This window comes from Geodermatophilus sp. SYSU D00703 (assembly GCF_054050155.1).
In genome coordinates this window covers 1-23,946 of sequence record NZ_JBJGYU010000050.1, presented here as the reverse complement: position 1 = coordinate 23,946, position 23,946 = coordinate 1, and the positions used below count along the sequence as shown (strand labels likewise).

At 74.6% G+C, this 23,946-nt stretch carries 29 protein-coding genes and 1 other RNA gene; 11 read left to right on the top strand and 19 right to left on the bottom strand.

Annotation, left to right across the window (positions count from 1 at the left end; genetic code table 11):
• Window positions 1-142: 142 nt before the first annotated feature.
• The gene (locus ACI782_RS25040) at window positions 143-373 is read right to left on the bottom strand and encodes a Flp family type IVb pilin (RefSeq protein ID WP_456912828.1); all 231 of its coding nucleotides are present in this window, start codon (window positions 371-373) and stop codon (window positions 143-145) included.
• Window positions 374-581: 208 nt separating this feature from the next.
• A complete protein-coding gene (locus ACI782_RS25035; protein WP_456912827.1) occupies window positions 582-1,262 on the bottom strand; it encodes a prepilin peptidase in 681 nt (226 codons plus the stop codon).
• A 238-nt stretch (window positions 1,263-1,500) separates the two neighbouring features.
• Between ACI782_RS25035 and ACI782_RS25030 the strand changes: the two genes are divergently transcribed.
• From ACI782_RS25030 to ACI782_RS25005, 6 genes are all read left to right on the top strand, one after another.
• Entirely contained in the window at window positions 1,501-2,580 is a 1,080-nt protein-coding gene (locus ACI782_RS25030; protein ID WP_456912826.1) for a sigma-70 family RNA polymerase sigma factor, read from the top strand.
• Window positions 2,577-3,482 (top strand): STAS domain-containing protein, encoded by a 906-nt coding sequence (locus ACI782_RS25025; protein WP_456912825.1) that lies wholly within the window; start codon window positions 2,577-2,579, stop codon window positions 3,480-3,482. Before ACI782_RS25030 ends, ACI782_RS25025 begins: the two co-directional genes overlap by 4 nt.
• Window positions 3,479-3,865, top strand: coding sequence for an STAS domain-containing protein (locus ACI782_RS25020; RefSeq protein ID WP_456912824.1), 387 nt, complete (start codon window positions 3,479-3,481; stop codon window positions 3,863-3,865). The genes ACI782_RS25025 and ACI782_RS25020 overlap by 4 nt, the downstream gene beginning before the upstream one ends.
• Window positions 3,862-4,143, top strand: a complete 282-nt coding sequence (locus ACI782_RS25015) for a phosphatase RsbU N-terminal domain-containing protein (RefSeq protein ID WP_456912823.1) — start codon at window positions 3,862-3,864, stop codon at window positions 4,141-4,143. Before ACI782_RS25020 ends, ACI782_RS25015 begins: the two co-directional genes overlap by 4 nt.
• Window positions 4,144-4,211: 68 nt before the next feature.
• Complete coding sequence (locus ACI782_RS25010; protein ID WP_456912822.1) at window positions 4,212-4,580, top strand: hypothetical protein; 369 nt, start codon at window positions 4,212-4,214, stop codon at window positions 4,578-4,580.
• Window positions 4,577-4,708 carry a hypothetical protein gene (locus ACI782_RS25005; protein ID WP_456912821.1) on the top strand — a complete coding sequence of 44 codons (132 nt, stop codon included), beginning with the start codon at window positions 4,577-4,579 and terminating at the stop codon, window positions 4,706-4,708. Before ACI782_RS25010 ends, ACI782_RS25005 begins: the two co-directional genes overlap by 4 nt.
• On the opposite strand, the gene ACI782_RS25000 is transcribed toward ACI782_RS25005, so the two are convergent.
• On the bottom strand, window positions 4,702-5,214 hold the full coding sequence (locus tag ACI782_RS25000) for a DinB family protein (RefSeq protein WP_456912820.1): 513 nt from the start codon (window positions 5,212-5,214) through the stop codon (window positions 4,702-4,704). The genes ACI782_RS25005 and ACI782_RS25000 overlap by 7 nt on opposite strands.
• A 101-nt stretch (window positions 5,215-5,315) precedes the next feature.
• On the opposite strand from ACI782_RS25000, the gene ACI782_RS24995 reads away from it, so the two are divergent.
• Window positions 5,316-5,534 carry a hypothetical protein gene (locus ACI782_RS24995; protein WP_456912819.1) on the top strand — a complete coding sequence of 73 codons (219 nt, stop codon included), beginning with the start codon at window positions 5,316-5,318 and terminating at the stop codon, window positions 5,532-5,534.
• A gap of 13 nt (window positions 5,535-5,547) precedes the next feature.
• On the opposite strand, the gene ACI782_RS24990 is transcribed toward ACI782_RS24995, so the two are convergent.
• Both ACI782_RS24990 and ACI782_RS24985 read right to left on the bottom strand, forming a co-directional pair.
• Entirely contained in the window at window positions 5,548-6,237 is a 690-nt protein-coding gene (locus tag ACI782_RS24990; protein WP_456912818.1) for a response regulator transcription factor, read from the bottom strand.
• A gap of 208 nt (window positions 6,238-6,445) precedes the next feature.
• Window positions 6,446-7,906, bottom strand: a complete 1,461-nt coding sequence (locus tag ACI782_RS24985) for a protein adenylyltransferase SelO (RefSeq protein WP_456912817.1) — start codon at window positions 7,904-7,906, stop codon at window positions 6,446-6,448.
• Between the two features lie 131 nt (window positions 7,907-8,037).
• Here ACI782_RS24985 and ACI782_RS24980 point away from each other — a divergent pair, with 131 nt between their 5' ends.
• Complete coding sequence (locus ACI782_RS24980; protein ID WP_456912816.1) at window positions 8,038-8,514, top strand: DoxX family protein; 477 nt, start codon at window positions 8,038-8,040, stop codon at window positions 8,512-8,514.
• A gap of 36 nt (window positions 8,515-8,550) precedes the next feature.
• Complete coding sequence (locus ACI782_RS24975; RefSeq protein WP_456912815.1) at window positions 8,551-9,045, top strand: SixA phosphatase family protein; 495 nt, start codon at window positions 8,551-8,553, stop codon at window positions 9,043-9,045.
• A 48-nt stretch (window positions 9,046-9,093) separates the two neighbouring features.
• Here the strand turns inward: ACI782_RS24975 and ACI782_RS24970 are convergent, their stop codons facing one another.
• From ACI782_RS24970 to ACI782_RS24940, 7 genes are all read right to left on the bottom strand, one after another.
• A complete protein-coding gene (locus ACI782_RS24970) occupies window positions 9,094-10,713 on the bottom strand; it encodes a hypothetical protein (RefSeq protein ID WP_456912814.1) in 1,620 nt (539 codons plus the stop codon).
• Between the two features lie 243 nt (window positions 10,714-10,956).
• A complete protein-coding gene (locus tag ACI782_RS24965; RefSeq protein WP_456912813.1) occupies window positions 10,957-11,523 on the bottom strand; it encodes a dihydrofolate reductase family protein in 567 nt (188 codons plus the stop codon).
• 122 nt (window positions 11,524-11,645) lie between these two features.
• An RNA gene (gene rnpB / locus ACI782_RS24960) (RNase P RNA component class A) lies at window positions 11,646-12,046 on the bottom strand.
• A gap of 34 nt (window positions 12,047-12,080) precedes the next feature.
• Window positions 12,081-12,803, bottom strand: coding sequence for a PIG-L deacetylase family protein (locus ACI782_RS24955; RefSeq protein WP_456912812.1), 723 nt, complete (start codon window positions 12,801-12,803; stop codon window positions 12,081-12,083).
• Window positions 12,804-12,842: 39 nt separating this feature from the next.
• Window positions 12,843-13,403, bottom strand: a complete 561-nt coding sequence (locus ACI782_RS24950) for a dihydrofolate reductase family protein (protein WP_456912811.1) — start codon at window positions 13,401-13,403, stop codon at window positions 12,843-12,845.
• A gap of 30 nt (window positions 13,404-13,433) precedes the next feature.
• The gene (locus ACI782_RS24945) at window positions 13,434-14,138 is read right to left on the bottom strand and encodes an alpha/beta fold hydrolase (protein ID WP_456912810.1); all 705 of its coding nucleotides are present in this window, start codon (window positions 14,136-14,138) and stop codon (window positions 13,434-13,436) included.
• On the bottom strand, window positions 14,135-15,676 hold the full coding sequence (locus ACI782_RS24940; RefSeq protein ID WP_456912809.1) for an MFS transporter: 1,542 nt from the start codon (window positions 15,674-15,676) through the stop codon (window positions 14,135-14,137). The genes ACI782_RS24945 and ACI782_RS24940 overlap by 4 nt, the downstream gene beginning before the upstream one ends.
• A 61-nt stretch (window positions 15,677-15,737) precedes the next feature.
• Here ACI782_RS24940 and ACI782_RS24935 point away from each other — a divergent pair, with 61 nt between their 5' ends.
• On the top strand, window positions 15,738-16,493 hold the full coding sequence (locus ACI782_RS24935; RefSeq protein WP_456912808.1) for a sulfite exporter TauE/SafE family protein: 756 nt from the start codon (window positions 15,738-15,740) through the stop codon (window positions 16,491-16,493).
• 175 nt (window positions 16,494-16,668) lie between these two features.
• A complete protein-coding gene (locus ACI782_RS24930) occupies window positions 16,669-16,887 on the top strand; it encodes a hypothetical protein (protein WP_456912807.1) in 219 nt (72 codons plus the stop codon).
• A 57-nt stretch (window positions 16,888-16,944) separates the two neighbouring features.
• On the opposite strand, the gene nadA is transcribed toward ACI782_RS24930, so the two are convergent.
• The 7 genes from nadA to ACI782_RS24895 form a co-directional block, all read right to left on the bottom strand.
• A complete protein-coding gene (nadA, locus tag ACI782_RS24925) occupies window positions 16,945-17,976 on the bottom strand; it encodes a quinolinate synthase NadA (protein ID WP_456912806.1) in 1,032 nt (343 codons plus the stop codon).
• 112 nt (window positions 17,977-18,088) lie between these two features.
• Entirely contained in the window at window positions 18,089-19,183 is a 1,095-nt protein-coding gene (locus ACI782_RS24920; RefSeq protein ID WP_456912805.1) for a bifunctional RNase H/acid phosphatase, read from the bottom strand.
• Window positions 19,180-19,920 carry a zinc ribbon domain-containing protein gene (locus ACI782_RS24915; protein WP_456912804.1) on the bottom strand — a complete coding sequence of 247 codons (741 nt, stop codon included), beginning with the start codon at window positions 19,918-19,920 and terminating at the stop codon, window positions 19,180-19,182. Before ACI782_RS24915 ends, ACI782_RS24920 begins: the two co-directional genes overlap by 4 nt.
• A 100-nt stretch (window positions 19,921-20,020) precedes the next feature.
• On the bottom strand, window positions 20,021-21,658 hold the full coding sequence (gene mctP, locus ACI782_RS24910) for a monocarboxylate uptake permease MctP (RefSeq protein WP_456912803.1): 1,638 nt from the start codon (window positions 21,656-21,658) through the stop codon (window positions 20,021-20,023).
• 3 nt (window positions 21,659-21,661) lie between these two features.
• Window positions 21,662-21,958, bottom strand: a complete 297-nt coding sequence (locus ACI782_RS24905) for a DUF3311 domain-containing protein (protein ID WP_456912802.1) — start codon at window positions 21,956-21,958, stop codon at window positions 21,662-21,664.
• A 40-nt stretch (window positions 21,959-21,998) separates the two neighbouring features.
• Window positions 21,999-22,844: a Nif3-like dinuclear metal center hexameric protein gene (locus ACI782_RS24900; RefSeq protein WP_456912801.1), complete on the bottom strand. Its 846-nt coding sequence runs from the start codon at window positions 22,842-22,844 to the stop codon at window positions 21,999-22,001.
• Window positions 22,845-23,324: 480 nt separating this feature from the next.
• A partial coding sequence (locus ACI782_RS24895) for a hypothetical protein (RefSeq protein WP_456912800.1) occupies window positions 23,325-23,946 on the bottom strand: 622 nt, incomplete at its 5' end.

Genomic DNA, 23,946 nt, shown 5'->3' with positions numbered 1-23,946 from the left:
CCCACCACCCCCCCCCCCACCCCCCCCCCCCCCCCCCCCCCCCCCCCCCCCCCCCCCCCCCCCCCCCCCCCCCCCCCCCCCCCCCCCCCCCCCCCCCCCCCCCCCCCCCCCCCCCCCCCCCCGGCTCCCGGGATCGTGTGGGTCAGGCCCCGCTGCCGGCGGCCTTGTCCAGCCCCTCCACGACGTCGCCGAAGAGGCCGTCGAGCTTCGGGCCGAGGACGATCAGCGTCGCGATGATCGCGACGGCGATCAGGCCGACCAGCAGGCCGTACTCGACGGCGGTGGCGCCCTTCTCCTCGCGCTGGATGCGGTCCTTGGCGAAGGAGACGAGGGTGACGAGGGCGGCCAGCGGGTTGGTGAACGGGTTGAGCACGGGGACTCCCAGGGGGATGGGTGCCGAGCCGGTCCGGATCGGTCGACCCGGCCTCGCGGCAGTGAGGAAGCCGTCGGACGGGAGATGCGTGGACTTGAGGGGGAGTCACCCGATCGGCTGACACGCGTCACCGAACTGGGCGTACACCGCCGGCCGGGCTCACCCTGCGTGACGGAGATCACGGGACGCGCCCGTCACACGGGACGCCTCAGGTCAGCAGGGCGCTCCAGCCGATCGCGACCGCGGCGCCGGCCAGCATGGCCGGACCGAAGGGCAGCTCACCGCGCAGGCCGATGCGCCTCGTGGCGAGCAGGCCGAGCGCCACGACGGCCTGGATGACGAAGCCCGCCAGCACCCCCGCCACGACGGCCGGCCAGCCCAGCCAGCCGAGGCACAGGCCGAGGAGGGCGGCGAGCTTCACGTCGCCCATGCCGAGCCCGGCCGGCGACAGCAGGGCGAGGACGAGGTAGGCGGCGAAGAGCACCCCCGCACCGAGGACGGCCCGCAGCAGCGACGGCCAGGCCCCCTCGATCGCGGCCGGCAGCACCAGCAGCGCCGCAGCGCCCCCGAGAGCCGGCAGCACCACGCGGTTGGGCAGCACCCGGTGCCGGAGGTCGACCACCGCGAGCAGCAGCCCGGACGCGGCCAGCAGGGCGAACGCCGGCAGCTCCCAGGACGGCCCGAAGCGGAGTCCGGCGAGGCCGAACAGCACCGCCGCGGCGACCTCCAGCACCGGTGACCGCACGGCGCCCGGCCCCGGCCCGACCAGGTCCCGGAGCCGGGCGCGCGCCGGCCACGGGTACCGGCCGGCGGCCCGGGCGACCAGGGTCCCGACGGGTACGCCGACGACGGCCGCGACCACGGCGCCCAGGAGGTCTCCTGCTGCCACGACGGGAACGATGGCACGGCGACGGCCGTCCCTCCGGGAGGCCGCCTCACCATGTCGGGGGACATCCGGAGCGCGAGCCGGCCGGCGGACGGAGGTCGTGGGCCCACCGGTCGGGCCCTGGGGGCCACCCGCACCCGGTGCCCGGGCGCCCGTCACCCGAGCGTGACCTCGACGCCCCGCGCCGGAACCGGGCAGTTCAGCGCGCCGGGGGACCGTGCTCGGCGGTAGCGTCCCGCGGGTGGCGGCCGTCGAGCCGGTGGGAACTCCCGAGGAGGACCGCGGGTCTCCGGACGTCGCGGCCCTGATCCCCCTCGTGCGCCGGATCGTGGGTTCCCGCGTGCCGGACGCCGCCACCGCCGACGACCTGGTCCAGGAGACGCTGGCCCGGGTGCTGGCCGCGGCCGAGGGGATCGAGCCCGGGATGCTCGAGCCCTACGCCATCGTGACCGCGCGCAACGTGGTGACCTCCCTGTGGCGCGACCAGGACCGGCAGCGGCGCAACCAGCACCGCGTCGTGGACCTGCGGCCCCCGGAGGCCCCGGACGAGGACGTGCTGGCCGCGGAGGACCGCGCGGCGGTCGCCGAGGCGCTCGGCCGGCTGTCCGAGCGCGAGCGGGCCACGCTGCTCGCCCACGAGGTGGCGGGGCAGGACACCCGCTCCCTGGCCGCCGAGCTCGGGTCGACCGCGGGGGCGGTCGCGGCGCAGCTCAACCGGACCCGCGCCCGGCTCCGGGTCGAGTACCTGCTGGTCTCCGAGCGGATCGAGCCGCCGTCGGAGCGCTGCCGGCCGGTGCTGCTGGCCCTGTCCAGCGGCGACCGGCGCCGCCAGCGGGAGGTCGACGCGGCCCGCCACCTGCTGGAGTGCGACGTCTGCGCGCGGCTGTCGGAGCCGCTGGTGGGACGCGGACGCCCGCGGGACGACGACGTCCGGGTCGCCGTCCGGACCGACGCCGACATCGTCAGCGCCCGGCAGGCCGCGCGCGAGCTGGCCACCCGGCTGGGCTTCGCCCCCACCGACATCACGCTGATCGCCACCGCCGTCTCGGAGGTGGCGCGCAACATCGTGCGCTTCGCCCAGTCCGGCGAGGTGGTGGTCGCCGAGGTCACCGAGCCGCGCCGCGGCATCTCGATCGTCGCCCGCGACGCCGGCCCGGGGATCCCGGACGTGGAGCAGGCGCTGCAGGACGGCTTCAGCACCTACGCGGGGCTCGGGCTGGGGCTGCCCGGCGCCCGGCGGCTGATGGACGAGTTCGCGGTGGTCTCCGAGGTCGGCCGCGGGACGACGGTGACGATGACGAAGTGGCGGGGAGAGGCATGAGCGCGAACGAGACCGACACCGTGACGGAGGCTCCCACCGAGGCCGAGCGCCCTCTCGACGAGGACGTGCTGCTCCCCCAGCTCGTCGCCCACCTGCGCGAGCACCGCACGCGGCTGCGCCAGGAGTGGGCCCAGCGCATCCAGGAGGCGCACCTGCTGCAGGCGATGACCGCGCAGGAGACGGCCGCCGAGACCACGCTGGTCTACGACAACTACGTCGAGGTGCTCGAGACCGGAAGCGTGGAGGCGCTACAGCACTACGCCCGCGACCTCTCCGAGCGGATCATCCCGCGCGGCGTGGAGACCCACGAGGTCGTCGGCATCGTGCTGCTGCTGCGCGACGTCCTCGCCCGGTCGCTGTTCGAGAAGTACCAGCGCGACTTCGCGCTGCTCAACCGGGTGCTCGACGCCTACGAGCCGGCCGCCAACCGGATCGCCAACACCGTCGCGGTCAGCTTCGTCGAGGAGCGCGAGCGGATCATCCGCCAGCAGCAGGACAGCATCCGCGAGCTGTCGACGCCGGTGCTGCCGGTGCGCGAGCGGCTGCTCATCCTGCCGATCATCGGGATGCTCGACCGTGAGCGCGCCCGGCAGCTGACCGTGCAGCTGCTCAGCGGGATCCGCACGCACCGGGCCAAGGTGGTCGTCGTCGACATCACCGGCGTCCCGGACGTCGACGAGTCCGTCGCCAACCACCTCGTCCGGACCGTCGACGCCTCGCGGCTGATGGGCGCCAGTGTGATCATCACCGGGCTGTCGCCGGACATCGCCCAGACGCTGGTCACCATCGGGGTCGACCTGTCGAAGATGAACACGATCGGCGACCTGCAGGGCGGGCTGGAAGAGGCCGAGCGGCTGCTGGGCTACTCGGTCGCCCGCGGTGACGGGGGCAACGGGACGTGAACGGCCCGCGGCTCTTCTCCATCCTGCGGCAGGGCCCCTACCTGATCGCCTCGGTGCACACCGCCCTCGACGACTCGCAGCTGGTGCGGTTCCAGCGGGACCTCGTGGACCGGATCGGCACCCAACGCGCCCGCGGTGTCGTGATCGACGTGGCCGCGCTCGACGTCCTGGACTCCTTCGGCACCCGGACGCTGCGCGGCATCGCGGAGATGGCGCGGCTGCGCGGTGCGGTCACCGTCGTCGTCGGCATCCAGCCCGACGTCGCGTTCACCATGGTCGAGCTGGGCATGGACACCGGGTCGGTGCTCACCGCCCTGGACCTGGAGGAGGGGCTCGCCGAGCTCGACCGGCTGCTGACGGCGCGGCCGGCCCCGGGGGCATGAGCGCGCAGGAGGACCTGCTGCGCGACTACCGCGCGGCCTTCCTCCGGTACCTGTCCCGGAACGAGGAGACCTCGCTGACCGCCGGCTACCAGCTCGGCCGCCGCGCGCTGGCCGCGGGGCGCAACCTGCTGGAGGTGGTGCAGGTGCACCACGAGGTCCTCATCGAGGTGCTGCGGGACAGCCCGGCCGACGAGGTGCAGCCGGTGGCGCGCTCGGCCTCGACCTTCCTGCTCGAGGTGCTCGCCAGCTACGACATGGCGCGGCGCGGCCCGTCCTGATCCCTCACGTCATGCCCGCGCGTCCGCCGCGTCTTCCTCCTCGACGGGCCGACGAGGGGAGGGCGACTGTGACGACGCAACGCTCCGCGGACGACGGGGACCACCGGGGGCGCTGCGGCACGGCGCACCCCGGGACCACTCACCCGGCCGGGTGCAGCGACCGCGTCCCCCACGTCCCGCTGGGCGCCCGCCGGCCGATCCGGACGCCGGACGGTCGGCAGGGGCTCATCGAGCAACTGCGGCAGGCGGCCGTGTACGTCGAGACGGCGGCGGTGCTGGAGCGGCGCGCGGTCCGCTCGGCCGACCCCAACCTGGCCGCCCTGCTGCGGGAGCGGGCCGAGGTGCGCCGCCGGACGGCCGAGCGGCTGCGGGCCGCGCTCGCCGAGCAGCGGCCGCTGCCCCGCCGGTTCCCCGACGCGGACCGGGAGTCGTCGTGACCCTGCTGGTCTGGACACTGGTGGCGTGGCTGCTGGCCACGGCCGGGACGACGCTCTGGTACGCCCGCGCCTTCCGCCGCAGCGAGTGCACCCCCCGGTGCCACGACGACCGGCGGCTGCGTCAGTAGTAGCCCCTGGCGCCGTCCAACTGCTCGCGGAGCACGTCCAGGTGCCCGACGTGCCGCGCGACCTCCTCGACGACGTGGATGAGCATCCAGCGCAGGGTCAGGCCGTCGGCGCGGTACGCCGCGTTCTGCCCGAGGGCGTCGAGCGACCACTCCCCCACGACGGCGTTCGAGACGGCGCACTGGCGGGCGTACTCGTCGAGCAGCACCTGCAGCGGGGTGTCCCCGACCTGGAAGTCGGCGTCGGGGACGTCGCCGAACTGCGGGTTGGCGTCGGAGGGGCGGTCGAGGAAGAGCACCTCGAACCAGCAGTGCTCGACCCAGCGCAGGTGGGACACCAGCCCCGCGACGGTCATCGCCGGCGAGGTGGGCAGCAGTGCGCGGCGGGCGTCGCGCTCGGTGAGCCCCTCGCACTTGGCGTGCACCAGCGCGCGCTGCAGGTCGAGCCAGCCGAGCAGCTGGGTCCGTTCGTCGGCCATCCCGGGCGGGCGGGTTCGGGGAGGGGTCACCCTCCGGGACCGTAGCGCCCTGCGCGTGTGCTCGGGCCGACACGGACGTGTGCGCCGCGTGCACCTGCATCCACGGCGGGCCGCTGCCGGGAAGAGGTCCCGTGGAGTCCCTCACGCCGCACCCGGACTGGGTCCTCCAGCCGCTGCTCGACCTCGACCTGGAGGTCGAGCGGATCCGGACCCTGGTCTACCGGCTGTCCTTCCAGGTCATCGTCCGCGAGGGGCGTCCCACGGTGGCCGACCTCAGCACCGTCGTGGCCGACCAGCCGCCGGCCGTGAAGCAGGCGTGGACCGAGGTGATCGGCCGGCTGATCGTCTGAGCCGGGACGCCCGTCAGTCCTGGGTCGGGCCCAGCAGCCCGAGCTGCTGCGCCTTCACCACGGCCTCCAGCTGCGACCGGACGCCGAGCTTGACGTGCAGCGACTTCACGTAACCGCGGCAGGTCTCCAGGGTGATCCCGAGGACGCGGGCGATGGCCTTGACCTGCATCCCGCGGCCCAGGCAGTCGAGGACCTCCTGCTCGCGGCGGGTCAGCTGCGGGCGGGGCTCGTTCACGGGGACGGGGCGGCTCGCCGCCGGGGACGACCCCGAGAAGGTGGAGGGGGCGACGAGCATCTGGCCGGGCCGCACCCGGGTGAGGACGTCGATCATCTCCGCCAGGGAGCCGTCCTTCGGGATGAACGCGGACGCACCGGCCTGGGTCGCACGCACCACCCAGTCCGGGTCCCGGTGCGCGGTGACGACCGCGACGACGGCGCCCGGGGCGACCTCGCGCAGGCGGCGGGTCGCGGTCAGCCCGTCCTGGCGCGGCATCTCGATGTCCATGACGACGATGTCCGGCTGGCTGTCGCGGGCGACGGCGACGGCCTCCGCGGCGGAGTGCGCCGTCCCCAGGACCTCCATGCCGGCGGCCTCGAGGGCGCCGGAGAGCAGCTCGGCGAAGGTGCGGTGGTCGTCGACGACGAGCACACGGGGCGGGTTCAGGAAGGCGGCACGGTCGAACTGGGTGGACTGGGTGAGCACGGTTCCCCCGTGGATCAGGCGCCCCACTGTTGGAGCGCGCACGACCATGAGACGGGTCTACGACGCGCCCGAGAAAGGTCCTACGACCAACTCCTGACCAAAGTCCCTACGCGCCGATCACGGTGACCAGCGCGTCGGAACGCGGTGTATCGGATCGGCAGCGTTCCGGTGCAGGGACCCTGTCACCGTCGGCGCGGGGGCCGGCGCCTCAGGTGCCGCAGTAGGTCACGTAGGGGTCGGAGGCCGGGGACGGTGCGGCGTATCGCTCGAGCCCGGGCCGCTCGTCGAACGGGCGGGCCAACACCTCCAGCAGCGCCTCCACCGGCGCGGTGTCGCCGGCGACCGCCGCGGTGAGCGCCTCCTCCACCAGGTGGTTGCGCGGGGTGTAGGCGGGGTTGGTCCGGTCCATGCGGTCGGCGTCGGGCTGCAGGGCCAGCCACCGCTGCGCCCAGGCGTCGAACGCCGCGAGGTCGAGGACCAGGCGGCGCGCGGGCTCGGCGTCCCCCCGCGCGGCGGCGCCGAGGAGGCGGAAGAACGACGTGTGGTCGACGCGGTTGTCCGTCATGAGGGCGAGCAGGTCGTCGACCAGGGACGCGGCCACCGCGTCGTCCAGCCCCTCGGGCAGGCCGAGCTTGGCCCGCATGCCGGCCGACCACGCCGCGCCGTACTGCCGACGGAACGCGCCCAGCGACTCGACCGCGAAGGCGACCGCCTGCTCCTGGTCGTCGTGCAGGAGCGGCAGGAGGGCCTCGGCGAACCGGGCCAGGTTCCACTCCATGACCACCGGCTGGTTGCCGTAGGCGTAGCGACCGCTCTCGTCGATCGAGCTGAAGACCGTGGTCGGGTCGAAGCCGTCCAGGAAGGCGCAGGGCCCGTAGTCGATGGTCTCGCCGGAGATCGTCACGTTGTCGGTGTTCATGACCCCGTGCACGAAGCCGACGAGCATCCAGCGGGCCACCAGCGACGCCTGGGCCGCGACCACCGCCTCGAACAGCGCCCGGTAGGGCTGCTCGGCGTCCTGGGCGGCTGGGTGGTGCCGGGCGATGGCGTGGTCCGCCAGGCGGCGCAGCAGGTCGACGTCGTCCGTGGCCCGGGCGTACTGGAAGCTGCCGACGCGCAGGTGGCTGCTCGCGACGCGGGCGAGGACGGCGCCTGGCAGCAGGGTCTCGCGGCGCACCGGGCGGCCGGTCGCCACCACGGCGAGCGAGCGGGTGGTCGGGATGCCGAGGGCGTGCATCGCCTCGCTCACCACGTACTCGCGCAGCATCGGTCCCACCGCGGCCAGCCCGTCGCCGCGGCGGGAGAACGGCGTGCGGCCCGCCCCCTTGAGGTGCAGGTCGCGCAGCCGACCGTCGGCGCCGGCCAGCTCACCGAGCAGCAGGGCGCGGCCGTCACCGAGCCGCGGGGAGTACCAGCCGAACTGGTGGCCGGCGTAGGCCTGCGCGACCGGGTGCGCGTCGGCGGGGACGGCGTTGCCCAGCAGGAAGCGGACGCCGTCGTCGCTGCGCAGGGCAGGCGGGTCGAGGCCGAGCTCGCCGGCCAGCTGCTCGTTGAGCACGAGCAGCCGCGGGTCCGGCGCCTCCTCGGCCCGCCACGGGACCGCCAGCTCCGGCAGCTCGCGGGCGAAGCGGTCCTGCAGGACGACGGTCGGGGCCGGGGCGACGCTCACCCTCCCCACGGTACGTACCCGGACACGGACCGGCCCTGCCGCGACTGTCGATGTCGATCCGGGGCCCGCTCGTTCGTCGTCCTGGTGAGGGCCCGGGCGACCGCCCGGGCGGCACCCGAGAGGACCCCACCATGACCACCACCGACCGCACCCCGATCGGCACGGACACCGCCCTGACCCGGACGACCCGCGACGTCGTGCTGCTCGTCGCCCGGATCGGCCTCGGCGTGCTGATGATCGGTCACGCCAAGGTCGAGTACGACTTCGGCGGCAGCCTGGCCGGGGTCGGGCAGCTCTTCGAGCAGTCGGGGATCCCCCTGGGCTCGGTCACCGGACCGGCCAACGTGCTGTTCGAGCTCGTCGGCGGGGTCGCGATGATCGTCGGCGCCGCGGTCCCGGTCGTCGGCGTCCTGATGGCACTGAACATGGCCGGTGCCTGGCTGTTCGTGCACACCAGCGGCCTGTACGCCATGGACCGCAACGGCCCCGAGCTGGTCATCGCGATCGGACTGCTCAGCCTCGTCCTCGCAGGAACCGGCTCGGGCCGCTTCGGCCTCGACCACCTCGTCGTCCGGCGCCTCCGCCGCCGGCCACGGACGTCGGCCTGACGGGTCCAACACCGCGGGAAGTGCCATGCTCCCCCGGTGCAGCGCCGACTCCTGCTCGTCCGCCACGCCGAGGCCGCCTCCGCCACCGCCGACCGGGACCGGCCGCTCACCGAGCACGGCGCCCAGGCCGCCGCGGCGCTCGGCTCCTGGCTCCGGCGGGCCGGCCTGGCGCCCGACCGCGTGCTGGTCTCCCCCGCCCGCCGGGCGGCGCAGACCTGGGAGCAGGCCGCCGCCGCGCCCGTGTGGCCGGTCGTCGACGAGCGGGTCTACGACAACACCGTCGACGCGCTGCTGGCGGCCATCCGCGAGACGCCGGACGACGTCGGGACCCTCGCCGTCGTCGGCCACAACCCGTCGGTCCGGGAGCTCACCGACGCCCTGGACGACGGCAGGGGCAGCCAGGAGGCCCGCCGCGCGCTGCAGGCCGGCTTCCGCGCCGGCGGTGTCGTCGTCCTGGACCTCGACGTGCCGTGGTCCGCGGTCGCGCCGGACGCGGCCACGCTGGCCCGCTACGAGGTCCCCGGCACCTGAGAGCGCGGGCGACGCCTGGACGGCCGGCACGCCCGCCCGCTGCCGGGATCAGTCGTGCGCACCGGCGTCTCCGTTGCTGACCGGCTCGCCGTGCAGGTACACCAGGCGCTGCAGCGCTTCACGGGCCTGGTCGAGTTCGGCGGTGAGCGACAGCACGTCGAGGCGGAGGCCGAGCACCTGTTCCAGGTGGACGGCGATCTCGGGGTCGGACGTGCCGTGCTCGGCCGCCACCAGGGCGGAACTCGTCGCCGCGATCCGCCTGCGCAGCGCTTGGGCCAGTGGGCGGTAGGAGCCGCGGAACTCGGCACCCGGTCGTGCGGGGGCAACCGGCACGCCGTTCGCGTCGATGAACGTCGTCAGGTTGGCCGAGATGGTCCGACCGCGCTCGTCCCAGGGCGTGGAGAAGCTCCACGACCACATGTACTGGCCGACGCACCACATCGGCTGCCCCGGCACGTCGTCCCACGGCCCGGTGGACGTCGACTCCGTGCCGAGCCCGACGACGTCGACCCACCGTTCGAGCCTGGGCAGGACGAGGTCCCCGTCGGGGCAGGACGCGGCCAGCAGCGTCGCGAGCTGCGCGACCTCGACCACGCCCCGCCGCTCGGCTGCCGACTCGCGCTCGCGCTGCCCGGTCGCCGGGGCTGCTCCGACCGGCCGGACGCCGTACCCGTCGATCGAGCGGTCCGTGCTCACGGCTCCCCGGAGGTCGTCGCGATCTCCCGAACCGACCCGGGGCCGCGGGAGTCCCGCACCGGGAGCCGGTCCGGCCCCGGATCCCGCGCCCGGGCCGGAGACCAGGGGTGGCGGCGCACCGGGACCCGGCTGCACGACCACCGGACGGTCCGTCACCAGCGGCAGAGGCTGCGCCACGGTCCTGCGTGGACCGGCTCGGTGGGCGCCGCGGGCTCCCCGGCCCGGCCGCAGGAGCCGCGACCACAGGTCCCGGCCGGCGAGCAGCCAGGACGCCGCGAAGGCCCAGACCGCGGCGGTCTCCGCCGCGAACAGCAGCGGGAGCGGGCCGACGTCGAACGCCACCTGGTTGCCGAGCCCGGCCGCGGCGATGCTCAGCAGGACCACCACACCACACAGGCCGTGGGAGAACGACGCCGTGAGGTGGCCGCCGCGGGCCCGCTCCCGCCGGGCGAAGACGAACGAGAGGGCGGCGAGCAGCAGGAAGCACCCACCCGCGGCGATCAGGTGGACGTGTTCCGACCGGACCCCGCCGAACACGTGCTCCATCGGCGAGCAGCCCGGTGGGGCCGGCGTGCCGTCGCACCGGAGCGCCCCGGTGAGGACGCCGGGCCGCCGGATCGGGAAGAACACCACTCCGAGCAGGGCCAGTCCCGCGAGGAGGCTCAGCCAGAAGTCCCACGTCCGCGGTCGTCCCGCGAGGTAGGTCGCCAGCAGCACGGCGATGGTGCACAGCGCGCCGACGAACACGTCCTGCATCGACGTGTGGTAGTAGGAGCTCAGCGAGCTGCCGACGTGCACGCCGCCACCGCGCACCCAGCTCTCACCGCCGACCAGGACGAGGGGCAGCAGGATGCCGATCAGCCCGACCGCGGTCCGGATGAGCAGGTAGGAGCGGACGTAGAGCACCGCCGGATCGCTGCGGTCGGACAGGTCCCGCGGGCGGGGAAGGGTGTCCGGGCTCGGCTGACGCATCGCACCTCCGCATCGGCTCCCCCGACCGGGTGGGCGGGGCAGCGCCGGCTTGGGAGACGACCGCGCCTCGCCACGCCACCCCGGGCCCACGGGGGAGGCGCGAGGTGCCGGCGAGGGCGCGGCCGTCTCACCTCCCTCATCGCCGGCGGCCCGCGCCGGGGTGCGTCCACGGACACCACCTGCCCCACGCGTCACAGCTCTCCCGGGAGCAACACCGGTGGTCGGACCGCTCGACGTCGACCGTCAGGACCGTCGGACGGCGTAGCGCAGCAGGACGACACCGTTGCCGAACCGCCGGGTTTCCTCCAGCTCCAGGTCGGTCGGGTGGTCGGCGGTCTCGAACAGCCGTCGACCGCGGCCCACGACGACAGGGTTGACGTAGAGCCGGTACTCGTCGACCAGGTCCAGCCGGCGGAAGGTCTCGACCAGGTCGACGCCGCCGAGCGTCATGTCCCCGCCGGGCTGCTGCTTCAGTGCGCGGATCTCGTCGGGGTCCACCTCCGCCCGCAGCGAGGCGTTGGGGCCGACCTCCTGCAGCGTCCGGGAGAAGACGATCTTCGGCACCGCCCGCCAGATGCCGGCGCACTCGCGCGTCACCGGCGGGGCGTCCGGGTCCTGGTCTGCGGTCGGCCAGACCGCTTCCATGAGCTCGTAGCTGACCCGGCCCTCGATGAAGGCGCTCTTGGTCGCGAGCTGCTCGTTGAAGTGCGCGTGCAGCTCCTCGTCGACGCGGTGCCAGCTCAGGTCGTGGTCCGGCCCCTCGAAGTAGCCGTCCAGCGACAGCATCATGTGCACGACGATCTTCCGCATGCGTCCTCCTGGTCCACGACCCGGTCCGGAGGTCGGACCGGCGGACGCGGACGATCTCATCGGTCCGGCCGGGCTCCCCTCGGCACGGCTGCACCCATGAGCGCAGGCCAGAGGTGGGACGACGGACGAGTCGGCCTGTACGCCGGGTTCTGTCCACGGGGGCCTCACGGCCTCCCGATGGGCGGTCATCCATCTAGGCCTGCCGTTGCCGGCAGGCTCGAGCGGTCCACCCGCAGGCATCGGGCGGGCAGCCCTCGAACGCCTGCGCAGGACGACGTCTCCGCCGTCCCTCTCGACCTTGCTCCGGGTGGGGTTTACCGAGCCACACCGGTCACCCGGTGTGCGGTGGTCTCTTACACCGCCGTTTCACCCTTGCCAGCGGCGGACCGCTGGCGGTCTGTTCTCTGTGGCACTGTCCCGCGGGTCACCCCGGGTCGCTGTTAACGACCACCCTGCCCTGTGGAGCCCGGACGTTCCTCGGCGACGGGGTCTCCCCCGCCGACGCGACCGCCCGGCCGACTCGTCCGTCGTCCGCCCAGTCTAGGCAACGCGCGTGGTCAGCCCCAGTACAGCCGGAACCCGACCCGCCGCTCCCCCTCCTCGGTGAGGGTCGCCATGTCGATCTGCCGGCGTGCCTGCTCCTCGACCGGCTCCTCCGACAGCACCTCCAGGTACCGGCGGTGCTCGCTGAGCGAGGCCACCGCCTTCTCCACCCCGGCGCTGACGTCGACCACGTGCGGCGGCTCCTCCCCCACGGTCTGGACGGCGATGTACTGGACGCCGGACCACCGCGGCTCGGTCAGGTCCGGGAAGATCCACTCGTTGGCGGCGTCGGCCACTGCGTCCAGGACGCTCCGGGACAGCGCCCGGTGGTCCGCCGAGTTCAGGTAGCCCGGAGTCACGCCCGGCAGGGTCCAGGTGTCCCCGCCGTGCATGGTGACCACGAGCTCGGGCCGGTGCCGGCGGATCGCGGCGGCCAGGTCCCGCCGCAGCGGCAGCCCGGCCTCGAGGGTGCCGTCCCGGTGCCCGAGGAACTCCACCTCCGCGACCCCGACGACGGCCGCCGAGCGGCGCTCCTCCTCCTCGCGCAGCGGCCCGGCCTCGTCGGGGTGCATCCCCGCGATGCCGGCCTCGCCACGGGTGGCCAGCAGGTAGTGCACCTCCTTGCCGGCCGCGGTCCAGACCGCGACCGCGGCCGCGGCGCCGTACTCGATGTCGTCGGGGTGGGCCGCCACGACGAGGGCGCGCTGCCAGTCGTCGGGCATGGGGAGGGACGGCATGGCGGGAGTCTGCTCCGAGAGGGCAGCTCTCGGGGAGGGTCAGCGGCGCGCCGGGCGGCAGGTGAGCAGGGTGGTCCCGGCGCGGAACTCCCGCGCCGACACCCGCTCCAGCCGCACGTCGACGCCGTCGGGGAACAGCCGGCGGCCGCGCCCGAGCACTCGGGGGTGGACGAACAGCCGGTACTCGTCGACCAGGTCCGCGCCGATGATCGCGTGGCAGAGCGTGATGCTGCCGGTCACGCCGATCACGCCGTCCGCCGAGGCCCGCAGCGCGCGCACCTCCTCGACCGGGTCGCCCGCGAGCACCCGCGTGTTGGCCCACCCGGGGTCGCCCAGCGTGCGGGAGACGACGAACTTCTCGACCTCGTCGAGGTGGCGGGTGATGCCGGTCGGGTCGTCGGTCTGCGCGGGCCAGAAGGAGCGCATGGCCTCGAAGGTCCGCCGGCCGACGAGGAAGCCGGTCTCGGCGGCCATCTGCTCCCGGATCTCCGCCAGGACGTCGGCGCCGTCCTCCTCACCGCCCTGCGGGTCGAACCACCCGTCGAGCGCCTCGACGACGCCGTCCAGCGTGGTGTTCTGGGTGATGACGATCCGTGCCATGACAGGGCAGACCCGCCCGGCACCGTGAAGTCATCGCCCGACGACCCGCAGGAGCGCGGCGACGACCTCGTCGGGGTGCGAGACCTGCAGGTAGTGGCCCGCGTCGTACTGGGTGATGTCCCAGCCGGGCTGGGTGCGCACCAGCCGCCGCGACGGCTCGATCGTCACCAGCGGCGGCGTGGTGCAGTCCAGGTAGGTGCGCGGACGGGCCGCCCAGCGTTCGGCGTCGAACTGCAGCGGGTCGTCGTAGACCCCGCCGGGCTGCGGGGTCTGCCGCCGCTCCACCCATTCGGCGTCCGCACCGGTCAGCCCGAACACCGACACCGGCGGTGGCGGGAGGACGCCGGACCGCTCGATCGCCGCCCGTCGCTGCTCCTGCACCTCCGGCGGGTTGGTCGTCGACCAGCACTCCCCCGGGGTCGGGACGACGGCGTCGAGGTAGACGAGCGGTCCCACCTCCCCGTCCAGCCGGTCGGCCGCGCCGGTGACCACCATCCCGCCGTAGCTGTGCCCGACCAGCACCGCGTCGCGGCACTCCTCGGCCCGGACGGCGGTGACGACGTCCTCGACGTGGGTCGAGAGGGTGATCGCCGTCGACAGCTGGTGCGCCCGCTCCCCCAGTCCGCTGAGGGTGACGGTGACGACCCGGTGCCCGGCGCCCCAGAGCCGCGGCAGCACGCGCCGCCAGCACCAGGACCCGCTCCAGGCTCCGTGCACGAGGACGATGTCGGTCACCGGGTCATCGTCCCGCGGCCGGCGGTCGCGCGGGGAGCCGTCTGCGAGGCCGGCCCGCGGGGCGCGCCGGGCGCCTCGGCGCGCACCAGCCAGAGCACCAGCGCCCCGCCGAGCAGCCCGGCCGCGCCGCAGGCGAGGAACGCGTCGCGCAGGCCGTCGGTGTACGCCGTGCCGAGCAGGTCGGCGAGCGCGGGTCGGGCGGCCGGGTCGGCACCGCCCAGGATCGCCGACGCCTGACCGGCCGACAGGGCCGACGCGGTCCCGGCCGGGTCGGGCGCGCCGCCGTTCCGCAGCGTGGCGCCGGCGGCCGCCGTGAAGACCGCACCCAGCACGGACACGCCCAGCGCCGTCCCCAGCTGGCGGGCGGTGTTCACCGCGCCGGAGGCCATGCCGCTGCGGTCCCGGGGCACCGCGGCCAGCGCCGCGGAGGCCAGCGTCGGGTTGGCCACGCCGACGCCGGTCCCGATCACCGCGAGCCCGGCGACCAGCACCGTCCAGCTCGACCCGGCCCCGACCAGCGCGAGGAGCAGCGCGCCGACCCCGATGAGCAGCAGCCCGGCCCCGAGGACGAGCCGCGGCGAGCGCATCTGCAGCACCCGGCCGGAGAAGGCCGCGACCGTGGCGCTCATGAACGACAGCGGGATGAACACCAGCCCCGCCGGCAGCGGGGACATCCCCCCGATCGACTGCAGCCACAGCGACGCGTAGACCAGCTGCGAGAACGCCGCGAAGTTGAGCAGCAGGGCGCCGGCCATGATGCCGGCGAAGGAGCGCGACCGGAACAGCCGGACCTCGAGCATCGGCGCCGGCCGGCGCAGCTCCACCGGCACCCAGCCGAGCAGCAGGAGCAGCCCGGCGGCCAGCGGCACCCAGGACCCGGGCCGGCTCCACCCGCTCGCCCCTGCCTCGACCAGCCCGTAGACGACGGCACCGGCGCCGACGGTGAACAGCGCGATCCCCGGGACGTCGGGCCGCGGCGCGGCGGACTGCCGGAACTCGCCCACCACGGCGAGGGTCAGCGCCACGGCGACCACGCACACCGGCAGGTTGACGAAGAAGATCCAGCGCCACGACAGCTCGGTGAGCAGCCCGCCGAGGATGGGGCCCAGCGCCGCGGCCGCGCCCACCACCGCGCCCCAGACGCCGAACGCCGTCCCGCGGTCCCGGCCCTCGTAGCAGTCGTTGATCAGCGCGATCGTCGTGGCGAACATCGCCGCGCCCCCGATCCCCTGCACGGCACGGGCCGCGATCAGCCAGCCGGCCGAGGGTGCCAGGCCGCAGGCCAGGGACGCCGCGGCGAAGACGACGGTGCCGATCACGTAGACCCGCCGCCGTCCGTAGAGGTCGGCGACCGATCCCGCTCCCAGCACCAGGGCGGCCAGCGCGAGGGCGTAGACGTCCACGACCCACTGCAGCTGGCCGAACGACGTCGACAGGTCGCGCGCCAGCTCGGGCAGCGCGACGTTCACGATCGTCACGTCGATCAGCAGGATGAACGTGCCGGTGCAGATCGCGACCAGCGGCAGCCACTTGCGCACCGGCCCAGGGTGCCCAGGTGGTGCAGGGTCGACCAAGCGGGTCGCCGTAGGCTCGCCGGTCGTGTCCGCCGTCGACCTCGTCATCGCCGCGGGGGTCGCCTTCGTCGCGGGGGTGATCAACTCGATCGCCGGGGGCGGCTCGCTGATCCTGTTCCCCACCCTCGTCGCCCTGGGCCTGGGGACGGTCGCCGCGAACGTCACGAACTCGATCGCCCAGTGGCCCGGCTACCTCGGCGGCGTGCTCGGCTTCCGCCGCGAGTACGCCGGTCAGCGCGGCCGGCTGCTCCGCTTCGGCGCCGTGGCCCTCCTCGGCGGCACCGCCGGCAGCGTGCTGCTGCTCACCACGCCGTCCGAGGCCTTCGACGTCGTCGTCCCGGTGCTGGTGCTCCTGGCCAGCCTGCTGCTCGCCGTCCAGCCGCTGCTGACCCGCCGGCTGCGCAAGGCCGAGGAGGAGGGACCCCGGCGGGACCCGGTCTGGCTGTACGCCGCGCTGTTCCTGGCCACCGTCTACGGCGGCTACTTCGGCGGCGCGCTCGGGGTGATCCTGGTCGGCGTCCTCGGCGTGGGCCTGCACCGGCTGAAGCTGGCCAACGCCCTCAAGTCGGCGCTGTCGGCGGTCACCGCCACGGTCACCCTCGTGGTGTTCGGCGTGTTCGGCCCGGTCGCCTGGCTCGTGGTGGCCGTCGCCGCTCCGGCGAGCCTGCTCGGGGGCTTCCTGGGCGCCGCGGTCGCCACCCGGATCCCCGCCACCCCGCTGCGCGTGTTCATCGTGCTCTTCGGCGTCGCCGTCTCGGCCTACCTGTTCACCCGGGTCTGACCCCTGCCCCGAGGGGTGGAGTGGACGAGCCCCCGGCGGTGCGGGGGCGAGCAGGCCGCGCTCCCCGCACGACCCCAGTCACCTCCCGCGACGGGTGTGACGGACGGGTCCACCCGGCGCGGGACACGCGGCCGCGGTGCCCGGCCGGGCGGCCGGGACTGCCTACCGTCGGCCCATGCGCGAGAACCGACTTCCCCCGGTCCCGACCGCCACCGAGAGCCCCGCCGCCCGGGCGCAGCGGTTGCACCTGGTCGCCGCCGCCCGCGTCGCCGCCGTCCGGCCCACCTCCGAGCAGCAGGTGTCCGACATCGTGCGGGTCACCGTCGACGACGAGGTGGACACCCGCACGTTCAAGGCGATCGTCGCCGACCTCTCCACCGCCGTCCGGCGCTGAGAAAGGACCCCGTCCCCCCACCCCTCGGAGGCTCGGGGCGGGACCCGGGACGGGGCCTCACTCGCCGCCGCGGCCCGGCTCGCCGATCGAGATCATCGCCTCGACCGCGCGCCGGGCGCGGGCCGCGGTCTCCGGGTCCACGTCGACGGCCCCCTCGCCGGTGCGCAGCGTCTGCAGCAGCTTCTCCGGCGTGATCATCTTCATGTAGCGGCAGGCGGCGCGGGCGTTCATCGGGATGAACCGCGTGCCCGCGTTGAGCGCCCGCAGCTGGTGCAGGATGCCGACCTCGGTCGCGACGAGCACCTCTCGGGACTGCGTCCTCGCCGCCTCCTCGACCATGCCTCCGGTGGACAGCACGCGGGTGCGGTCGGCGGGCAGGTCGCCGTGGCTGACCAGGTCGAGCACCGAGGTGGTGCAGCCGCACTCGGGGTGCACCAGGACCTCGGCGTCGGGGTGGGCGGCGATCTGCGCGCGGACGTCGGCCGGGCTGATCCCGGCGTGCACGTGGCACTCACCGGCCCAGATGGCGATGTTCTCCCGCCCGGTCACCCGCTTGACGTGCGCGCCGAGGAACTGGTCGGGGCAGAACAGGATCTCCCGGTCCGCCGGGATGGACCGGACGACGTCGGCGGCGTTGGACGACGTGCAGCAGATGTCGGTCTCGGCCTTCACCGCGGCGGTGGTGTTGACGTAGCTGACGACGACGGCGCCGGGGTGCTGGGCCTTCCACTCGCGCAGCTGCTCGGCGGTGATCGAGTCGGCGAGCGAGCACCCGGCGGCGTGGTCGGGCAGCAGCACGGTCTTGTCCGGCGACAGGATCTTCGCCGTCTCGGCCATGAAGTGGACGCCGCAGAAGACGATCTCGCGGGCGTCGGTCTGCGCCGCGACCCGGGAGAGGTACAGCGAGTCGCCGGTGAAGTGGGCGACGTCCTGGATCTCGGGCACCTGGTAGTTGTGCGCCAGGACGACCGCGCCGCGCTCCTCCGCCAGCCGCCGCACCTCGGCGGCCCACGTCTCGTACTCGGCGGGCGACAGGGTGCGCTCGTCACCGGGAACGGCGGTCGTGGCAGGCGCGATGGTCGCGGTCACGGATCTCCTCGGGTCTGGGCGGGCGGCCCACATGATCCCCCGCGCCGCGGGCCGGCTGTGGGGCGGGGCACCCGGTGCAACGCCGCCGCCGGGACCGCCCTTCCCGCACCTCCTAGCGCAGGTGGCCGGTGTCGTTGACCAGCCGCACCGAGGAGCGCCCGTCGGAGCTCCACGCCACCGTGCAGAACGACGCGGCCTCCAGGAACACGCGGTGGACGACGTCGTCGGGCACGTCGAGGCCGGCGGCCAGCAGCAGCTTGATCGGGGTGACGTGGCTGACGACGAGCACCGTCCTCCCCGCGTGCTCGCGCAGGATGCGGGCACGGGCGCGGGCCACGCGGCGGCTGACGTCGGCGACCGACTCCCCGCCGGGCGCGGCCACCGTGACCCCCTCGGCGAAGCGCCGGGTGGCCAGCGGGTGCTCGCGGCGGGCCTCCTCGGCGGTCAGCCCCTCCAGCCGGCCGAAGTCCAGCTCGACCAGGTCGTCGTCGAGGTGCACCGGCAGCCCGAGGACCCCGGCCACGATCTCGGCGGTCTCGCGGGCGCGGCGCAGCGGCGAGGCCACGACGACCTCGATGCCCAGCTCCTGCGCCCGCTTCGCGGCGGCCTCGGCCTCGGCCCGGCCGGTCGCCGACAGCGGCAGGTCGTTGCGGCCGCTGTACCGGCGCTCCGGCGTGTGCTCGGTGCGCCCGTGCCGCAGCAGGTGGGTCACCGTGGTGGTCACCGGCGCCGGCTCGGCCACCGGCTGGACGTCGTCCTCGGCGGTGCTCGCCTCGGCGGCCAGGTCCCGGTGGATGGGCCGCCCGTCCATCGCGCTGTTGGCCAGCGCGTCGGCCGCGGCGTTCTGCGCCCGCGGCACCCACGTGTAGCGGACCCCGCCCAGCTGCCGGGCGATCTGCTGGGCCTGCAGCGCGAGCTTCTGCATGTCGGGGTGCTTGACCTTCCAGCGACCCGACATCTGCTCGACGACCAGCTTGGAGTCCATCCGGACCTCGACCTCGGCGGCCGGGTCGAGGTCGAGGGCGGCCTGCAGCCCGGCGACCAGGCCGCCGTACTCCGCGACGTTGTTGGTGGCCCGGCCCACGGACTCGGCCCGCTCGGCCAGCACCTTGCCGGTGGTCGCGTCGCGGACCAGGGCGCCGTAGCCGGCCGGGCCGGGGTTGCCCCGCGAGCCGCCGTCCGCCTCGACGACGAACCGGCGCGTCACAGGCCCGACTCGGCCGTGCGCACGAGGATCCGGCCGCAGTTCTCGCACCGCACGACCTCGTGGGGATCGGCGTTGCGGACGGCGGCCAGCTCCTTGCCGAAGAGCTCGATGCGGCAGCCCTGGCACTGGCGGGCCTTCAGCATCGCCGCGCCGGTGCCGCCGGTCTGCGTGCGGATCCGCTCGTACAGCGCCAGCAGGTCGGCCGGGACGGTGGCGGCGGCCTCCTGCCGGGCCTGCTCGTGCCGGCCGGTGGCGTCGGCGATGTCGGCGAGGGCGTCGTCGCGCAGCTGCTCGGCGCGCTCCCGCTCGGCCTGCGCCTGCGTCCTGCCCTCCTGGGCCTCCCGCAGCGTCCCCTCGGCGGTCTCGAGCTGCTCCATGAGCTCGAGCTCGGTGTCCTCGAGGTCGGACTGCCGCCGCGCCAGCGACTGCAGCTCGTGTTGCAGGTCGGTCATCTGCTTGGCCGCGATCGCGCCGGAGTCCAGCAGCTTCTGGTCCTTGGCCGCCCGGTTGCGCACCGTCTCGACGTCGCCCTCGAGCCGCTTGACCTCCCGCTGCAGGTCGCGCACCTCGGTCTCGGCGCGCACCACCGCCTCGGCGTACTCGCGCTCGGACCCGGCCGCGGACTCCACCGTGGCCAGCTCGGGCAGCGTGCGCTTGCGGTGGGCCAGCTGGGACAGCGCGACGTCCTCGGCGGCCAGGGCCAGCAGCTTCTGCTGGTCGAAGTGGTCGGCCTTCACCCGGCCAAACTACCGGGGCGCCGCCCCGGCCTGCGGCGCCCGGCCCCCGTGCAGGGTCCCGCGAGCGTGCGAGGGGCGGGGGGGCACGGGGGTCCTTCGACTACCTGCGCGCGGGCCGCTCCCCCGGCGCTCCCGGCGGCGCCGACGCCAGCGGGTCGGGCAGGTCGCGGACGGTCGGGTCCTCCCGCTCGGCGGTGTAGTCGGTCTCGGCCGTCCCGTCGACGCCGTCGTCCACCTTCGCCGCACGCAGCGCCAGGGTGACCAGGGCGGCGACGAGGAGGTTGGCCAGCAGGGCGAGGAGGCCGGCGTAGACGCTCCAGGTGGTGTCCAGCCCCAGCTTCGCCAGCGGGAACGACGACCCGCCGAAGTGCTCCCGGACGACGGAGCCGTCCGGGGCCAGCCGCGGGATGTTGTAGAGCATCAGCAGCCCGGCGGCCATGCCGACCGCCCAGCCGGCGACGAGTCCGCCGCGGTGCAGCCACCGCGTGTACAGCCCCAGCGCCACCGCGGGCAGCGTCTGCAGGATGATCACGCCGCCGATCAGCTGGAGGTCGATCGAGAACTGCGGGTCGATGAAGAGGATGGCGGCCACCGCGCCGACCTTGACCACCAGCGACGTCACCTTGGCGACCTGGGCCTCCTGGTGCGGGGTGGCGTCCTTGCGCAGGTACTCCTTGTAGATGTTGCGGGTGAACAGGTTCGCCGCGGCGATCGACATGATCGCGGCCGGGACCAGCGCGCCGATGCCCACGGCGGCGAACGCGATGCCGGCGAACCAGCTCGGGAACATCTGCTGGAACAGCACGGGGACGACGGTGTTGCCGTCCCCGCCGATCGGTTCCACCCCCGCGGCGATGGCCATGTAGCCCAGCAGCGCGATCAGCCCCAGCGCCAGGCTGTAGGCGGGCAGCGCGCTCATGTTCCGCTTGAGCACGTCGCGGCTGCTCGCGGCCAGGACGCCGGTGATGCAGTGCGGGTAGAGGAACAGCGCGAGCGCCGAGCCCAGCGCCAGCGTGGCGTACCCCAGCTGGCCGGATGCCGGGAGCAGCACGCCGGACGTCGCGGAGAACTTCTCCTCGGCGGCGCCGAAGATGGCGTCCCAGCCGCCCAGCTTCACCGGGATGACGATCACCGCGACGATGATCGTCAGGTAGATCAGCGTGTCCTTGACGAAGGCGATCAGCGCCGGGGCCCGCAGCCCGGAGTTGTACGTGTAGAGCGCGAGGATGACGAAGGCGACGATCAGCGGCAGCTCGCCCTCCACGCCCATCGCCTTGAGCACGGCCTCGATGCCGACCAGCTGCAGCGCGATGTAGGGCATCGTCGCGACGATCCCGGTGACGGCCACGAGCAGCGCCATCGTCGGGGAGTCGAACCGGCTGCGGACGAAGTCGGCCGGCGTCACGAAGCCCCGCACGTGGCTCACCGACCACAGCCGGACGATCACCAGGAAGACCAGCGGGTAGATCACCACGGTGTAGGGGACGGCGAAGAAGCCGGCCGCGCCCGCGCCGAACATGAGGGCCGGGACGGCGACGAACGTGTAGGCGGTGTACAGGTCCCCGCCGAGCAGGAACCAAGTGATCCAGGAGCCGAAGCTGCGGCCGCCCAGGCCCCACTCGTCGAGGTGCATGAGGGACTCCGCGCGCCGCCACCGGGCAGCGACGAATCCCATGACCGTGACGACGAGGAAGAGGACGACGACGATGACCAGCTCGACGACGTTGACCCCGTCCACGGCTCAGCGCTCCCGGTCTGGCGCGACGGTCTCCCGGGCGGCGTCCCGCTCGGACCTGGGCCGCCGGGTCGCCCGGTAGACGACGACGGTGGTCAGGACGCCGACCGCGACGAAGGCCAGCTGTGCCCAGTAGAAGAACGGCCAGCCGAAGAGGGTCGGCTCGACGCGGTTGTAGAGCGGCACGATCAGCGGCACCACGATCGGGACCAGCAGCAGCCAGGTCCACGGGCTGCGGTCGCTGCGGCGCGGGACACCTCCTGGTCCCGCGGCGTCCAGAGGTGGTGTGGGCGTGCTGGTCATCGCGACCCCCTCTCCCGAGGAGCGGGCCGCCCCTCGGGCCTCAGCCGGCCGCGGCCGCGGCCGGGTCCCCGTCGCCCGCGGCGTGCCACGTCCAGGGGTCGGTGCGGCGCCGGGAGACCGACACCTCCACCCGCCCGGACAGGTCGCGGTGGAGGACGTCCGCCGCGACCGGCAGCCAGGGCCACTCGGAGGCGAAGTGTGCCACGTCACACAGGGCCGGGCCGTTCACCTCGAGCGCCTCGGAGACCGCGTGGTGCCGCAGGTCGCTGGTGAGGAGGACGTCGGCACCGGCGGCCGCCGCGGCGGGCATCAGGGAGCCTCCGCTGCCGCCGCAGACCGCGACCGTCTCGATCCGGCGGTCGGGGTCGCCGGCGGCACGGACGCCACCGGTGGTGTACGGGAGGACGGCGGCGACGTGGGCGGCGAACCGGCGCAGCGTCATCGGCTCGGGCAACAGGCCGACGCGGCCGAGGCCCGCGCGCGGGTCGAGCGCCGACGGCTGCAGGGGGACGGCGTCGGTGAGCCCGACCGCGCTCGCCAGCGCGTCGTTGACGCCGTGGTCGGGCGCCCGGTCGGCGTTGGTGTGCGCGGCGAACAGGCCGGCTCCGGCCCTGATCAGCCGGTGCACGACGCGGCCCTTGGGGTCGCTCGCCGGCACCCCGTGGACGGCTCCGAGGAACAGCGGGTGGTGGGTGACCAGCAACTGGACGCCGGTCCTGACCACTTCGTCGACGACCGCGGCCACCGGGTCGACGGCGAACAGGACCCGCTCCACGGGTTCGTCGGGTTCACCGCAGACCAACCCGACAACGTCCCAGTCCTCGGCGAGCGCGGGGTCGTACCGGGCCTCGAGCGCGGCGACGACCTCCCCCAGGGTCACGGTCACCCGCAGGAGCCTAGGTCGGCGCGGTCAGGCGGCACGTCCACCGGGCAGCAGCGCGGTCGACCGGTCGGCACCCGCCGCCTGCGGGTGTGCCACCGCGCGCGTGCCGGCTCGGCGCCCTCGCGTCGGCCCGGGTCCCCCCCGACGTCAGGTGCCTGCTCCGCGGATACGAGACGTTCCCGCGGGAACGTCTCCGCGGTGGGGCCGGGTCGCCATGGGGCGTCTGCCGGGCTCGTCGGGAGGCGCTCGGAGGATCTCGCCCTTCTCGGGTCAGGAGCACCACCGTCAGCCGCGACTGGGATCGCATCAGTGAGAGACGCGCCGGGCGCGGGCCGACTCCCCGCCGGACTGGCGTGTCCTGGCCGAAGCCCCCTCCGGGCGGCTGAACGATCTCGCTCTCAGCCCGGCGCCAGGCTGACCGGACAGCAAGCCGAGACGATCGGACGGTGCCCCATGCAGCAGTCCCTTGACCGACGGCAGCCCTCAGCCCGACTCCGCCCCCAGTCGCGCGAGATCCCCGTCCAGCGCAGACACGGGCCAGCCGGGAACGGCGTGACCGACCGGCAGTGGACGTCCCGCGATGACCGGCCGAGCCCAGCAGCGGCGTGCGTGACGGCTCTTCGTGGTCTTCCTCCTCGGGCAGGCCTCGAGCGCCGGACTGGCCACGTGCTCCGCGGTGGCGGGGTCGTCGTCGACGTCGGGAACGCGCCCGATGTGGCAGCCGGCCAGGACGTTCAGGCCGAGGTCACGGCGGCTACCGGACCCGAGGTGCTCGACACGCCCGTCGCTGACCAGGGGTTGACCGGCGGAGACGTGCCCGAGGACGCCGGTGCGTCGGCGGCTCCCGCGGCCGAGCCCGTCGGCGAAGCCGGGGAGCCAGCGAACGCCCCGGACCTCCCCCGGGAAGACGGAGAAGACCAGCACGTCGTCGACCAAGGGGTCACCGGCGGAGACGTGCCCGAGGACGCCGATGTGTCCGCGGCTCCCGCGGCCGAGCCCGTCGGCGAAGCCGGGGAGCCAGCGAACGCCCCGGACCTCCCCCGGGAAGACGGAGAAGACCAGCACGTCGTCGACCAAGGGGTCACCGGCGGAGACGTGCCCGAGG